Below are 12,634 nucleotides of genomic sequence, written 5' to 3' on the forward strand. Positions count from 1 at the left end.
TCCTTTGTAAAAAACCTTAAGATTGTTCATCTTGATTGATGTCAATTTTAATCTTTTGGGAACTTCAGATGAATAAAAAAATATATGGCTACTGCATTTTAACGATGCTTTGGTCTTTTTGCTTAGTGGCCTTAGAGCCTTCCAGTAATGAACAGAAAACCGCAGCACTCTATACTAGTTTTTTCAAAGGTGAAAAGCCTGAGATAGCCAAGCTTAATTTATTTCTTACGCAAATGCCCAAGGGCGGTGATTTACATCACCATTACTCAGGAAGTATCTATGTAGAAACCTATCTTGAGTGGTTGGAGGAAAAGCAATGGGGCATTGATGTTAAAACATTGAAGATCTGGCCTAATGAAGTCACTCAAAGTAATGATTCGGTTTTGACGATTCCCGACTTGCGTAAGAATGATATTTTGTATCGCAAGTTACTCACGCTTTGGTCCAATAAAGATTATGATAACCACTGCCATGAGCAAGTGCCCCCAGATAGTAATTTTTTCTACAGCTTTTCATACTTTAAAGAGATCTCGCCCTTAAATCATGCATTGGGTTTGGCGATTCTAAAAGAGAGAGCCATAAAAGAAAATGTTTCTTACATCGAGACGATGATCAGCAATGTTGGGGTGAGCTCAAAAAATTATTATTCGAATTTAGAAATTGAGGCCTTGATTGCTTCCTTGCGTTCCGCAAAAACTCAGGAAGCTGCGAATGCCATTTTTGTGGAAGTGGAAAATAAGCTTTTGAAAAATATTGATTTCTTAGCCGTGATAGATGGCTTTACCAATAATCTTGAAAAAAACCATCGCGGAATCGATGATGAAGACTTCATGATGCGCTACCAAACTTACGCAGTTCGAGTCAACGATCCCCTTCAGGTTTTTTGTGAACTATTAGCTGCTTATATTGCCTGTGAAAACAATCGCAATTTAGTAGGCGTGAACATTGTAGCGCCAGAAAATAATAATGTAGCATTGCAGGATTATACTTTGCATATGCAAATGTATAATTATTTGAAATCGAAATACCCCGATGTTAAACGAGCCCTGCATGCAGGTGAACTCACTTGTGGCATGGTCAGACCTAAGAACTTAAAATTCCACATCAAGGAAGCCATAGATATTGCCGGGGCTCAGCGTATTGGCCATGGTGTAGATATCCCCTATGAGGAAGATTCATTGGCGACCTTGGAGAAAATAAAAAATAAGTCAGTAGTCGAGATTAACCTGACAAGCAATGAGTTTATTTTAGGGGTGAAAGACCAAGAACATCCCTATTTAATTTATGATGCTTACGATGTGCCGATGGTGATCTCAACGGATGACTCAGGGGTGTCTAGAAATAACCTCTGTAATGAGTATCTCTTGTTAACGAGTCGCTATAAGCCGTCTTATAAAAAAATTAAAACCTACGTCTTCAATAGTGTGAAGTATGCCTTTTTAAATGAAGAGGATAAGCAGCTGCTACAAAAACGCGTTGAGCTTAAGTTTAAAGACTTTGAGCGTGATATGGCGCTGTTTTCTGATAAGCTGCAAAAGTAATCAAAAGTATTTTTACTAGCCTGGACTGCGTTTTAAGATCCTTACAAAAAAAATGCCTGCGTTAGCAGGCATCGAGAGTGGAGTGAGTGAAATCTATTTCTTCACACGAATGGAAATAATTTTGATTTCGCTTTCTGGTTTACTTCCTTGACCAACTTTTGTGGAACCAATTTGCTCAATAATGGCTTCACCATTAATAACTTTACCAAATACAGTATGTTTACCATCAAGGTGGGGAGTGTCGCCTAAGTTGATGAAAAATTGTGAGCCGTTTGTGTTAGGGCCTGAGTTCGCCATAGCTAAGCAACCTTTAGTGGCTTTGATACTTTCGAGTTTGTCGTCGTATTTGTAGCCCATGTTTGAGTAAGCTTCTTTGAGGCTCATTTTTTCAATGATGGCCATGAACTCAGTTTGTTTTGCTTCGAAGGTCTCTTTAGAATTGATGCCTAGTTTTGCGTAGACAGGCATGATGGCTCCTTGCATGGCGCGTTGGGGGCCAAGTTTTTGGTTAGGCTGACCTTTAGGGAAAGCGAGTTCCTTATCGAGGCCAAGTTTGTCGGCATTAATCTCATCCTTGAATTTATAGCCGGGACTTCCCGTACCATTGCCTAAGGGGCAGCCACCCTGAATCATAAAACCTTTGATGACACGGTGAAAAATGAGTCCATCGTAATAAGGGCGAGTGACCATCTCTCCGCTAGCAGGATCCTTGAATTCTTTTTTTCCTTCGGCTAATTCGATGAAGTTCTTTACAGTTTCTGGCGCGGCTTTAGGGAAGAGTTCAATTTCGAAATCACCCATGCTCGTCTTGACTTCGACAATTGGGTTTGCAGACTCCGCAAAAAGATTGATGCTGAGAAATAGCGTAATGAGGATACTTAGTTTTTTCATAAGACTCGCTTTTGTTTTTTTGTTATATAAAAAGTTGTTATAAAATTATTGGTTTTTGAGAAGATTCAATTGTTTTGTGCAAGAAGAAATGGGCTCAGGTGATAATAAGGCGCGCAAGCCATTGGCAGTTTTGATGCCGATGTAGGCTTTGGCCTTCACATAAGATAGACCTTTGTCTTTTGGGTACATATCAATCACCTTCTCACGGATGCAGAGTTCTCCCAGTTTCAAAACATCTTGACACGGGGCGATCTCCGGTGTGTAGGTGAAGGCCATGTAACGATCATCTTTTGCGTAATAGAGTTGAGCATAGAGCTCTTGATTAGCAGCTCCTGTGAGCGTGGCTTCGTGGTAGCAATCGAATTCCGTACCCGCCTGCTCGAGGATCGCTTTTGCTCTTGTAATAAATTCGTCTTGGTTCATTTCGTGAGAATCGTTTTAATGATGTCGTAAGCTTTTTCTAATTCTCCAAGGGGAACGAATTCGTCTTTAGAATGAGCTTTGTTAATGGAGCCAGGGCCAAAGACGAGTGAAGGTATTGAGCTCTCGCTATAGAAGGGAGCGTGTGTTCCAAAGGCGGCGTGAGTGAATAGCAGTTGATGATTGTGACATGAGCATGCATGGCCCAGTTTGTCGGCAACGGAACTGTTTTGTTCTATGTGAAAGCCTTTTGAGCAAACGTGAGGGGTGGAGAGTTTGGCACCAGGAATAGTAGAAACTAAAGTTTGGATTTCTTGGATAATCTCATCGGGGTTTTCCCCTGGGATGAGTCGGCGATCAATTTCGATTGATGCGGAGGGGGGCACGGTGTTGACCGTTGTTCCACCCTTAATGAGGCCGACGCTTAGGCTCGGAGATCCCAAGATGGGGTGTTTCTTAGCTTGGATTTTTTGATGATATTGCTCAAGGAGTAATGAAATTCTTGAGATGTCGTAGATCGCATTGCGACCCAGTTCAGGGGTTGATGAATGGCAGGCTAAACCCTCAGTGGAGATGTTGAAACGTAGGACACCTTTGTGGGCGTGGAGCGCTTGAAGCTCGGTCGGTTCACCGATGATGGCGAAGTCTGCGCTGATGCCTTCCTTTGCGACTTCCGCAATTCCGCCAAAAGAAAATTCTTCATCACTACAGCCAATAATGAGAATGTTTTTGGTGATTTGGCTTTTGCATTTAAGCAGGTCTTCAACGGCACTGACATAGATTGCCATATTGGATTTAGTGTCGCATGAACCTCGACCATAAAGTTGATCATTGTTTATTTTTGGATCAAAAGGATCTATGCTCATTTCTAGGTGTGATACAGTGTCGAGGTGAGCGTCGAAGGCAACTGTTTCTTCTTTGCCTAAGTCGAGATAGGCGACAAAGGAAGGATGCAGGGGGTTTTGATTGTAGATTTTTATAGAAAAACCAAGCTTGCCTAATTTGTCGCATAAGAAATCGACTAGGCTGGCTTCACTATAGATGGGGTCGCTGGTTTGTTGACCAAAAGAATTAACAGAGGGGATAGCTACGAGTTCTCGTAGAAGCTTAGTGGCGTTGTGCATGAAATTATAATATAGAGTTTATGAGTTCAACAAGATCGTCGAATTTAAAGGGTTTACTCAAGAAGAAGGTGTTCTCATTTGAGTCTTCTTCGAGTTGAGCCATGTTGGTTGAGGCGGAGATAATGATAGCCTTGCTCTTGGGGACTTGTAGGCGAATTTCTTTGAGGAATTCAATACCATTCATTTTCGGCATGACTAAATCGGAGATGATGAGGTCAAAGTCATTGGGGTCAATGGACTCCAGTGCTGTGATGGGAGAGTCGAAGGCGGTGATTTCGAAATTTTGTCTTTCTAAAATCATTTTTGTGAGTTTTAGAACAGTGGGTTCGTCATCAACTAATAAAATCCGAGGCAAGCTAATCTCCTTAAAGTTGTTTATAAGATAGTTCCATGATGCGCATAAGTAAATGAGTTTAAACATGGGCTCAAGAGCTTTTTTCAGTAAAGTTTTTATTTAAAGATGAAGAATCGTAAAATGTACAGTTTTGTTTGTCTTTTTAGCTGTGTTTGAGCTGTGTTTGAGAAAAGTCGATCTAAGAAAAATTATTGGTTTGTCAGTCTTGAATAAGCGATGTATGTTTGCGAGTTTGTAATATTTTTAAGATAATTAACTAGGAAAATTAAATGCCAGTTTCAGTATTAATCGGAGCCCAATGGGGTGACGAAGGCAAAGGTAAAATAATTGATGTGCTAGCAGGAGATGCCGATGTGGTAGCTCGTTACCAAGGTGGTAATAATGCAGGACATACCGTAATTGTTGGTGGTAAGAAATATGTTCTCCACTTGATTCCTTCAGGTATTCATAGTGAGCGTACTACTTGCGTAATTGGCAATGGTGTTGTTATGAACCCAGTACAATTATTGGTGGAGTTCGATGGCTTACTTGATCAAGGTATTGATATTTCCGATCGTTTTGAGATCAGTTCACGCGTTCATTTGGTGTTCTCTTACCACTGTGCAATTGATGCGATGAGAGAAGGCGCTTTGGGCGATGACCTCATTGGTACAACTAAGCGTGGTATTGGCCCAGCATATGCTGACAAAGTAAATCGTATTGGCCTTCGTGGTTCAGATATGCTTAAGCCAGAGAAGTTTGCTCGTCTTTTCCGTCAAAACTGTGAAGCAGCTAATAAGATCTTAGTAGCTAATGGCGCTCCAGCTTTAGATGTAGAAGCAGAACTTAAAGAAGCTTCAGCAGCAGCGGCTCGTTTAGCTCCTTTCGTTAAAGATACAGCAGTATCTTTAAACAAAGCGGTTCGCGAAAATCGCAACGTTCTTCTTGAAGGTGCTCAGGGCGTATGGCTCGATATTGACCACGGAACTTACCCCTTCGTAACAAGCTCAAACACTGGTGTAGGCGGAGCTTGTAGTGGTGTTGGTATTGCTCCCATGCATATTCAACGAGTGATCGGTGTTTTGAAAGCTTACACAACTCGTGTTGGTTCAGGTCCATTCCCTACAGAGCTCTTCGATAAGACTGGTGAAGATATTCAGCGTATTGGTCATGAATTTGGTGCAACGACTGGTCGTCCACGTCGTGCAGGTTGGTTAGATGCAGTAGCAACTAGTTATGCGGTTATGACTAATGGTATCACTGAGCTTACAGTGACAAAAATGGATGTCCTCGATACTTTCGAAGAAATCAAAATTTGTACAGCTTATGAACTCGATGGTAAAACAATCAAAGAAGTTCCTGCAGATATCGAAGACCTCGATAATGTGAAGCCAGTGTACGAAACACTAGCAGGTTGGCAAGAGCCTACTAACCACTGCCGTGAGTGGTCTGATCTTCCTGTGAACGCACAGCGCTACCTCAAGCGTGTTGAAGAACTCGTGGGTGCACCTGTGAAGATTGTTTCTGTCGGCCCTGACCGTGCGGAAACATTTAAAGTTCGCCAAGATTAATTTAACTTGGGTATGGAAATAAGCGTACCCAAGCACATTGCCATCATTATGGATGGCAATGGACGATGGGCCGCGGAACGCGGCCTTGATCGTGTACAGGGGCATACAGAAGGCGTGTCTGCAGTTCTCAGAACTGTTGATGCTTGTCTGAAAAAAGGGGTTAAGTATTTAACCCTTTACACTTTTAGTACAGAAAACTGGAAGCGTTCAGAAGAAGAGGTCTCGGCCTTGATGATGCTTTTGGGTGAAGCTCTGACTAAGTACTTGCCGGACTTTATGGAGAAAGGTATTAAACTGTCAACTGTGGGCGATGTGCAAGCACTACCGGAGCAGGTATGTCGGAAGCTCGAGCATCTGCGCGAGACGACCAAAGATAATGATCAGATAGTTTTCAATTTGGCACTCAATTATGGTGGTCGTGACGAATTGGTTAGAAGCTGCCGTCGCATGATGGATGCAGGTGTGAAATCTGATGAGCTAACTGAGGAAGTTTTCGAATCTTATTTAGACTCAGCTGGAATGCCCGACCCCGAACTTTTAATTAGAACAAGTGGTGAAATGCGCATAAGTAATTTTCTTTTGTGGCAGATCTCCTATAGTGAATTTGTGTGTATGCCTGAATTTTGGCCCGACTTTGGTCCCGAACTCTTAGATAAGGCATTGGAAGATTTTAATGGAAGACAGCGTCGATTTGGTGGTCGTTAATGTTTAAATATAGACTTATTTCTGGAATTGTACTCATTGCCTTAGTGACGAGCTCACTCGTATTGCAGGGAGTGGCCGGCGCAGTAGTATTCACGCTTTTAGCAATGATTATGCTTTTAGGTGGAATGCGAGAATTTTTTGATATGACCGACAAGATTGGTATTCCTGGCTATAAGCGACCAGGTATGTCCGCAGCCGCCTTGTTAGTTTTGGGGATTAGTGTCCCAGCAATTTTGGGTAAAGGCGGAGAGCATTTTCAGGGTGTGATCATCGAATTGCTCATGAGTTTTGTGGTCATCAGTGGTTTTGTTCGGGCCATGCAAGAAGAGGATTTAAAAGAGGGGCTTAAACGTCAGTTAATTTCTTTAGCGGGTTTCTTTTACATCGTTTGGAGCTTGAGCTTTTTGCTACGCATTTATTTTGGCGAAGGAATCGGCATGAGTGGTCGCTACTTACTTGTCTATATGGTGCTTGTCACTAAATGTTCTGATATTGGTGCCTATTGTACTGGTATGACAACTCATAAGCTAAGTGGTGGTAAAAACCATAAAATCGCACCGCGTCTAAGTCCTGGCAAGAGTTGGGAAGGCTTTATTGGCGGTATGGTGCTCTCTGTTGTCGTCGCGTTAGTTTTAGAAAAGCAGCTTTCTGAGCACTTGATGTTTCACGGTAAAGATGTGATTACCCCTTATGTGGCAGTGGGTATGGGTATCATTGCCGCAAGCCTAGGTTTTATTGGCGATGTCTGTGAATCAATTTTCAAAAGAACAGCGAATGTCAAAGATTCTGGCAATACAATCCCAGGAATGGGTGGAGTTCTGGATGTTTTGGATAGTCTAATTTTAGTTGCTCCCCTATATTACCTCTATCTTCAGGTAGCGGTACTTTAAAAAATGGCAAAGAAAAAAATTGTAATCCTTGGTGTTACGGGCTCGATAGGTCAGAGTACGCTAAAGGTGGTGCGTCATTTGCCCGAACAATTTGAGATTGTCGGTATTGCAGGTGGTAGTCGTTGGCAGGAGACTGCGGATATCGCAAATGAGTTTAATGTTCCCTATGCTTCCGTATCAAATGAATCGGATTACGAAAACTTTAGTAAAGCGGTAAACAATTCTGAAACTCTTCACGGTGAACAGGCACTTATAAAAATGTGTACCTTGCCAGAAGTGGACTTAGTACTTTGTGGGATTGTTGGGACGAGTGCTCTGCTTCCAGTCTATGAAGCTGTGAAATTGGGTAAGACAATTGCTTTGGCAAGTAAAGAGATTTTAGTGGCAGCAGGAGAAGTTATCATGGAGGCTGCTCATCAGAGTGGTTCGAATATCCTCCCTGTCGATAGTGAACACAGTGCGATTTATCAGTGTTTAGATGGTAAAAAGCTCAATGAAGTTCGTCGTGTCATTTTAACTTGTAGTGGTGGGCCCTTCCTCCGAAGAGAAGAGGGCTTTTGTACAGTGGGAGTCGACGATGCCTTAAAACATCCAACTTGGGAGATGGGAAGAAAGATTTCTATTGACTCAGCGAGTTTGATGAACAAGGCCCTGGAAGTTATTGAGGCACGTTGGTTATTTGACTTAGAGCCTGATCAAGTTGACGTGGTTATTCATCCGCAATCTATTGTGCATTCAATGGTGGAGTTTACTGATAATACAATTTTAGCGCAAATGAGTGAAAACGATATGGTTTTTCCCATTCAGTTTGCGATGACTTATCCCGAACGTTTTTCCAGTAGTTTAAAACCAATGGATTTTACCAAGGCCATGAGTTTAACTTTCGAAGGGCCAGATCACGCACGTTTCCCTTCTTTGCGTTTTGCGCATAGAGCTATGAATATGGGAGGAGCGGCACCAGCTATACTCAACGCAGTGAATGAAGTCGCCGTACATGCATTTTTAAATGAACGCATCCGCTTTTCGGCTATCTGGTCTTTAATTGAAAAGTTTCTCGATAAGGCAGATGAATACCCAGGTTCGGATTTAAAAGAAATTTTAGACGCAGATGCTCGCGTACGAAAAGAAGCAGAAGAATGTATTGCCTCAGGAGAATATAAATGAGTCAGGGTGTAGCTATTATTATGTCGGGCCCTAGTGGCGCAGGCAAGTCTACGGTGTGCCATATCTTACTCAAAGAAGATCAGAATTTGAGTTTCTCCGTTAGTTGTACGACGCGTCAGCCTCGAGCTGGAGAGCAAGATGGAGTGGATTACCACTTCCTCAGTCGAAAAGAATTTGAGAAACGCATTGCGGAGGGTGATCTTTTAGAATATGCTGAAGTGCACGGGAATTATTACGGAACTTTGAAATCAGCGGTTTTGGATCAAGTTCAGCAAGGAAAATCAGTTTTGATTGATATTGATGTTCAGGGCCAGCGCCTCATTCGCAAAGCTTGTGAAAATGATGCGGATTTAGATTCAGCAAGTGTTTTTGTCTTTTTTGCTCCGCCATCCTACAAGGATTTAGAGAGCCGCTTACGTGGCCGTGGTACGGAGGATGAAGAATCTTTAAATAAACGATTGGCTAATGCTAAGGGCGAATTAGAGGCTTGGTCAGAATATGATTACATGCTTATAAATCATAAGCCCGAGCAGGCGGCTGCCGAGTTGCGAGCAGTGATTGATGCGGAGAAAGTTAAGGTCTCTCGCGTTGATTTAGAACAGGGTTGGCCTTATGTCTAGTATTCGTGAATATCAGGGGATTGTACCCCAAATCGGCAAAGATGTTTTAGTCGATGAGACTGCAGTTATTATTGGTGATGTTGTCATTGGTGATGATGCGAGCATTTGGCCCACGACCGTGATTCGCGGGGATGTGAACTCGATTCGCATTGGGACTGGAACAAATATTCAAGATGCTTCAGTTTTGCATGTAACTCATAAAAATGAAGCCAATCCAAATGGTTATCCATTGATCATAGGTGATAATGTCACTGTGGGGCATCGTGTGACTTTGCATGGTTGTCATGTGGGGGATTTCTGTTTTATCGGTATGGGTGCGATTATCATGGATGGTGCGGTCTTAGAAGAGCGCGTAATGGTAGGGGCAGGTGCGCTAGTTACACAAAATGCTCAGCTAGAATCTGGATATCTTTATTTAGGATCACCAGCGAAGAAAGCGCGTCCTCTCAATGAGGCTGAATTGCAATGGCTAGAAAAGTCAGCAGAAAATTATATTCGCTTTAAAAATACTTATCTCTAAGAGATGAAAGCACGGGGAAGATTAGCACCAACGCCATCAGGGGAATTGCACCTGGGGCATGCGGCTAGTTTTTTGCGAGTTCAGCAAAGTATTCGTGAGAAAAACGGAACACTAATTTTACGTATAGAAGATGTTGATCGTTTACGATGTAAGCAAGAATTCGTTGATTCTTCAATCGAGGCCCTGAAAGCTTTGGGCATCACTTGGGAGGAGGGGCCCGATCTTGGTGGTGATTTTGGACCTTATGTTCAGAGTGAAAAAACAGCAAGATATAAAGAAATAATTCTAAAGCTACGTGATTTAAACTTGGTTTACCCCTGCCCAGTTTCTCGTCGTCAATTACGTGAGCATGGTTTTGATCTAGCTCATGGTGAGGCGCTATTTCCAAAAGAACTACGTGATTCATGTGATCAAATACCTGAAGATCCTTGGTCAATCAATTGGCGCTTTCGCGTTCCCGATGGTTTAAAGCTCAGCTTTTATGATCAAGAGTTGCAAAAAGAAATTACATTTGAGGCAGGTATAGACTTCGGCGATTTTATCGTTTGGCGACGCGATGGCATGGCGAGTTATGAACTTTCAGTCGTTGTCGATGATCACGACATGAAAATTAGCGAGGTGGTGCGCGGTGAGGATTTGCTCCTATCAACCGCACGGCAATTGTTGATCTATCGCAGCTTCGGCTGGGATGAACCCCAATTTGGTCATTGCCCCATTCTCAAAGATGGAGAAGGGGAGAAACTCGCGAAGACTCGAGGTTCGCGATCACTAAAAAGTATTTTTTCTGAGGGGCGCGATTGGAGGCAGATGTTAAAAGATTGCGGCCTCGGCAAAGTCCTCGACTAATTGCTAGTTCCAGCATTCAACATCCAAACCCCAATTAGTTCGAAACTTCTTCAGCGCCTTGGGTGCTAAGGTGAGCGACGAGTTCATTTGCGAGATCCGCAAATAGAGTCCCGCCATTAAAGGCTTGAGCTCCTAAGAGCATAGCTTGAACTTGAGTCGCAACTTGTCCGCATTTGATGGTGACGGTCGGCGTTTTTGTCTGTGGGTCGACACTCCATTTGGATATGTATGAATTGGCGAGCATACGACTAAAGACTGCTCCCCATTGAATAGCGATACTGTTTTCTAGCTCGGGAGGGGTGCCTTCGGGCCATTTTTCTTTGATGGCTTGGTCGCGTGCATCGTCGAGTTGGCAAATTTCTTCTAGGATGAAATTCCACTCTGCGTCGTAGTTAATTTCTTTGCAAAGGCTTAAGAATTTATCACATTCGTTTTTTATGTATTCTTCTGGGCTCATTTTCAGCTTCTCTTGTCAATAAATTATAATATTCAACCATTATAAAATTGAGCTTTCTTTATACAAGCGAAAAAAGTGATCATTTAAGTTGTTTAAAATGAAAGCCTAAGTATTATGAAAAATCTGTTAAATCACAGCTAGTGAAGCTGAGTAAAATGAATATTAAGGAACTAAGATGAAACTTGAAGGGTTTTTAGACAAAGTTAAAAGTCGTCCAAAAAAAATTGAGTTCGCAGAAACGATGAAAGTTATTGAAGGTAACTATGATTTTACTGAGACCACATTCGAAAACGGTGAATTAGTTAATTGTTCTGGTGAAAATAATGGTTCGTGCAAAGTTTTTGCTTTCGCTCAAATGCACGACTTAAGTAAAGATGAAACTTTGGCTCTCTTTGGTATTTATTACCGCGCAGACGTTTTGACTTATCCCGATGGTGAAGATCACCCCAATATCCGCCAATTCATGAAATCGGGTTGGGAAGGTATTAAGTATGCCGGACAAGCTTTAAGTCCCAAGTAAAAAATACTGATTTTATTGGACTCTAAAATAAAAGAGCTTAATTGAGCAAGAAGAGTTGACAAGCAGGGGAATCAAATTATGGTTGTGTTCCCGTTTTTTAGCCTCGCTGAATTACGCTATAAATAATTAAAAAACAACTGGATACAAGATACAATGAAAACTTACCTTCCAAAAGCCTCAGAATTTGAGCGCAAATGGCTTGTGTTTGATGCCGAAGAGCAAGTGCTTGGTAGACTGGCTGTTAGAATCGCTGACGCATTACGCGGCAAAGATCAGCCTACATATACACCTCACATGGATTGTGGTGCTAACGTTATCGTTATCAACGCAGACAAAGTAAAACTTACTGGTAGAAAAGAAACAGAAAAAACTTACATCGGCCACACTGGCTGGGTTGGTGGTCAAACTGTTACGACTCCAGAAGAAGTAAGAGCAAAAGATGCTACTCGTTTAGTTCTTTGGGCTGTTAAAGGCATGTTGGACGACGGTCGTTTAGGTCGTAGTCTTTTCAAGAAGCTTCACGTATACACTGGAGCAGAACACCCACACGAGGCTCAAAAGCCCGTTAAAGCAAACTAAGAGAGTCTAGATATGTCTAAAGAAGAAATTTGGGGCACAGGACGTCGTAAAAGTGCTGTGGCTCGTGTTAAGCTCACAAAAGGCAGTGGCGTTATCACTGTAAATAAGAAAAAGCTCGAAGATTATTTCCCGCAAGAACAATTGCGCAACTACTTATCTCAGCCTATCCAAGTAACGGGTACAGAAGGTCAATTCGACCTCCTTATCAACGTTAATGGTGGTGGTAAAGTAGGTCAAGCCGGTGCATTACGCCACGGTATTGCTCGTGCAATTCTTGCCTATGATGAAGATTCACGTTCAGTACTCAAGCAAAGCGGTCTCTTGACTCGTAATGCTCGTGTTAAAGAACGTCAGAAACCAGGTCAGCCTGGCGCACGTAAACGCTTCCAGTTCTCTAAGCGTTAAGCGAAGTTCATCCTTCATGGAGCCCCGAGCTTTCGCTTTGGGGCTCT

Annotated in this window: 16 protein-coding genes; 11 read left to right on the forward strand and 5 right to left on the reverse strand. The window is 42.4% G+C overall.

Annotated elements, in window-relative coordinates; all coding sequences use genetic code 11:
• The first annotated feature begins 68 nt into the window (after positions 1 to 68).
• Entirely contained in the window at positions 69 to 1,541 is a 1,473-nt protein-coding gene (locus PQO01_RS13330; RefSeq protein ID WP_274314561.1) for an amidohydrolase family protein, read from the forward strand.
• A gap of 93 nt (positions 1,542 to 1,634) precedes the next feature.
• On the opposite strand, the gene PQO01_RS13335 is transcribed toward PQO01_RS13330, so the two are convergent.
• From PQO01_RS13335 to PQO01_RS13350, 4 genes are read right to left on the reverse strand one after another with little or no spacing between them, the layout of a single operon-like run.
• Entirely contained in the window at positions 1,635 to 2,432 is a 798-nt protein-coding gene (locus tag PQO01_RS13335; RefSeq protein ID WP_274314562.1) for a peptidylprolyl isomerase, read from the reverse strand.
• Positions 2,433 to 2,477: 45 nt separating this feature from the next.
• A complete protein-coding gene (locus PQO01_RS13340) occupies positions 2,478 to 2,855 on the reverse strand; it encodes a hypothetical protein (RefSeq protein ID WP_274314563.1) in 378 nt (125 codons plus the stop codon).
• Positions 2,852 to 3,976, reverse strand: a complete 1,125-nt coding sequence (locus PQO01_RS13345; RefSeq protein ID WP_274314564.1) for a M20/M25/M40 family metallo-hydrolase — start codon at positions 3,974 to 3,976, stop codon at positions 2,852 to 2,854. The genes PQO01_RS13340 and PQO01_RS13345 overlap by 4 nt, the downstream gene beginning before the upstream one ends.
• Before the next feature lie 4 nt (positions 3,977 to 3,980).
• On the reverse strand, positions 3,981 to 4,331 hold the full coding sequence (locus tag PQO01_RS13350; protein WP_274314566.1) for a response regulator: 351 nt from the start codon (positions 4,329 to 4,331) through the stop codon (positions 3,981 to 3,983).
• Between the two features lie 269 nt (positions 4,332 to 4,600).
• Between PQO01_RS13350 and PQO01_RS13355 the strand changes: the two genes are divergently transcribed.
• Genes PQO01_RS13355 through PQO01_RS13385 form a run of 7 tightly spaced genes read left to right on the forward strand, consistent with a single transcriptional unit; the run spans position 4,601 to position 10,626 of the window.
• The gene (locus tag PQO01_RS13355; protein ID WP_274314567.1) at positions 4,601 to 5,881 is read left to right on the forward strand and encodes an adenylosuccinate synthase; all 1,281 of its coding nucleotides are present in this window, start codon (positions 4,601 to 4,603) and stop codon (positions 5,879 to 5,881) included.
• A 12-nt stretch (positions 5,882 to 5,893) separates the two neighbouring features.
• Positions 5,894 to 6,586 carry a polyprenyl diphosphate synthase gene (gene uppS / locus PQO01_RS13360; protein WP_274314569.1) on the forward strand — a complete coding sequence of 231 codons (693 nt, stop codon included), beginning with the start codon at positions 5,894 to 5,896 and terminating at the stop codon, positions 6,584 to 6,586.
• Entirely contained in the window at positions 6,586 to 7,476 is an 891-nt protein-coding gene (locus PQO01_RS13365) for a phosphatidate cytidylyltransferase (protein WP_274314570.1), read from the forward strand. Before uppS ends, PQO01_RS13365 begins: the two co-directional genes overlap by 1 nt.
• Positions 7,477 to 7,479: 3 nt before the next feature.
• Complete coding sequence (gene dxr, locus PQO01_RS13370) at positions 7,480 to 8,640, forward strand: 1-deoxy-D-xylulose-5-phosphate reductoisomerase (protein ID WP_274314571.1); 1,161 nt, start codon at positions 7,480 to 7,482, stop codon at positions 8,638 to 8,640.
• On the forward strand, positions 8,637 to 9,260 hold the full coding sequence (gmk, locus tag PQO01_RS13375) for a guanylate kinase (RefSeq protein WP_274314572.1): 624 nt from the start codon (positions 8,637 to 8,639) through the stop codon (positions 9,258 to 9,260). The genes dxr and gmk overlap by 4 nt, the downstream gene beginning before the upstream one ends.
• The gene (locus tag PQO01_RS13380; protein WP_274314573.1) at positions 9,253 to 9,780 is read left to right on the forward strand and encodes a gamma carbonic anhydrase family protein; all 528 of its coding nucleotides are present in this window, start codon (positions 9,253 to 9,255) and stop codon (positions 9,778 to 9,780) included. Before gmk ends, PQO01_RS13380 begins: the two co-directional genes overlap by 8 nt.
• A gap of 3 nt (positions 9,781 to 9,783) precedes the next feature.
• Positions 9,784 to 10,626 (forward strand): glutamate--tRNA ligase family protein, encoded by an 843-nt coding sequence (locus PQO01_RS13385; protein WP_274314574.1) that lies wholly within the window; start codon positions 9,784 to 9,786, stop codon positions 10,624 to 10,626.
• Between the two features lie 34 nt (positions 10,627 to 10,660).
• Here the strand turns inward: PQO01_RS13385 and PQO01_RS13390 are convergent, their stop codons facing one another.
• Entirely contained in the window at positions 10,661 to 11,083 is a 423-nt protein-coding gene (locus PQO01_RS13390) for a hypothetical protein (protein WP_274314575.1), read from the reverse strand.
• Between the two features lie 175 nt (positions 11,084 to 11,258).
• Between PQO01_RS13390 and PQO01_RS13395 the strand changes: the two genes are divergently transcribed.
• The 3 genes from PQO01_RS13395 (at position 11,259) to rpsI (ending at position 12,587) form a co-directional block, all read left to right on the forward strand.
• Positions 11,259 to 11,603 (forward strand): HopJ type III effector protein, encoded by a 345-nt coding sequence (locus PQO01_RS13395; RefSeq protein ID WP_274314577.1) that lies wholly within the window; start codon positions 11,259 to 11,261, stop codon positions 11,601 to 11,603.
• Positions 11,604 to 11,756: 153 nt separating this feature from the next.
• Positions 11,757 to 12,182, forward strand: a complete 426-nt coding sequence (rplM, locus tag PQO01_RS13400) for a 50S ribosomal protein L13 (RefSeq protein WP_274314579.1) — start codon at positions 11,757 to 11,759, stop codon at positions 12,180 to 12,182.
• 12 nt (positions 12,183 to 12,194) lie between these two features.
• Complete coding sequence (gene rpsI / locus PQO01_RS13405) at positions 12,195 to 12,587, forward strand: 30S ribosomal protein S9 (RefSeq protein ID WP_274314581.1); 393 nt, start codon at positions 12,195 to 12,197, stop codon at positions 12,585 to 12,587.
• Positions 12,588 to 12,634 lie beyond the last annotated feature (47 nt).

Source organism: Lentisphaera marina (genome assembly GCF_028745505.1).
In the GTDB taxonomy this organism is placed as follows: Bacteria; Verrucomicrobiota; Lentisphaeria; order Lentisphaerales; family Lentisphaeraceae; genus Lentisphaera; species Lentisphaera marina.

What these genes read in the sequence shown, in the direction of transcription:
- PQO01_RS13330 (WP_274314561.1), top strand. Translation starts at nt 69, where the DNA reads ATGAATAAAAAAATATATGGCTACTGCATTTTAACGATGCTTTGGTCT.
- PQO01_RS13335 (WP_274314562.1), bottom strand. Translation starts at nt 2,432, where the DNA reads ATGAAAAAACTAAGTATCCTCATTACGCTATTTCTCAGCATCAATCTT.
- PQO01_RS13340 (WP_274314563.1), bottom strand. Translation starts at nt 2,855, where the DNA reads ATGAACCAAGACGAATTTATTACAAGAGCAAAAGCGATCCTCGAGCAG.
- PQO01_RS13345 (WP_274314564.1), bottom strand. Translation starts at nt 3,976, where the DNA reads ATGCACAACGCCACTAAGCTTCTACGAGAACTCGTAGCTATCCCCTCT.
- PQO01_RS13355 (WP_274314567.1), top strand. Translation starts at nt 4,601, where the DNA reads ATGCCAGTTTCAGTATTAATCGGAGCCCAATGGGGTGACGAAGGCAAA.
- uppS (WP_274314569.1), top strand. Translation starts at nt 5,894, where the DNA reads ATGGAAATAAGCGTACCCAAGCACATTGCCATCATTATGGATGGCAAT.
- PQO01_RS13365 (WP_274314570.1), top strand. Translation starts at nt 6,586, where the DNA reads ATGTTTAAATATAGACTTATTTCTGGAATTGTACTCATTGCCTTAGTG.
- dxr (WP_274314571.1), top strand. Translation starts at nt 7,480, where the DNA reads ATGGCAAAGAAAAAAATTGTAATCCTTGGTGTTACGGGCTCGATAGGT.
- gmk (WP_274314572.1), top strand. Translation starts at nt 8,637, where the DNA reads ATGAGTCAGGGTGTAGCTATTATTATGTCGGGCCCTAGTGGCGCAGGC.
- PQO01_RS13380 (WP_274314573.1), top strand. Translation starts at nt 9,253, where the DNA reads ATGTCTAGTATTCGTGAATATCAGGGGATTGTACCCCAAATCGGCAAA.
- PQO01_RS13385 (WP_274314574.1), top strand. Translation starts at nt 9,784, where the DNA reads ATGAAAGCACGGGGAAGATTAGCACCAACGCCATCAGGGGAATTGCAC.
- PQO01_RS13390 (WP_274314575.1), bottom strand. Translation starts at nt 11,083, where the DNA reads ATGAGCCCAGAAGAATACATAAAAAACGAATGTGATAAATTCTTAAGC.
- PQO01_RS13395 (WP_274314577.1), top strand. Translation starts at nt 11,259, where the DNA reads ATGAAACTTGAAGGGTTTTTAGACAAAGTTAAAAGTCGTCCAAAAAAA.
- rplM (WP_274314579.1), top strand. Translation starts at nt 11,757, where the DNA reads ATGAAAACTTACCTTCCAAAAGCCTCAGAATTTGAGCGCAAATGGCTT.
- rpsI (WP_274314581.1), top strand. Translation starts at nt 12,195, where the DNA reads ATGTCTAAAGAAGAAATTTGGGGCACAGGACGTCGTAAAAGTGCTGTG.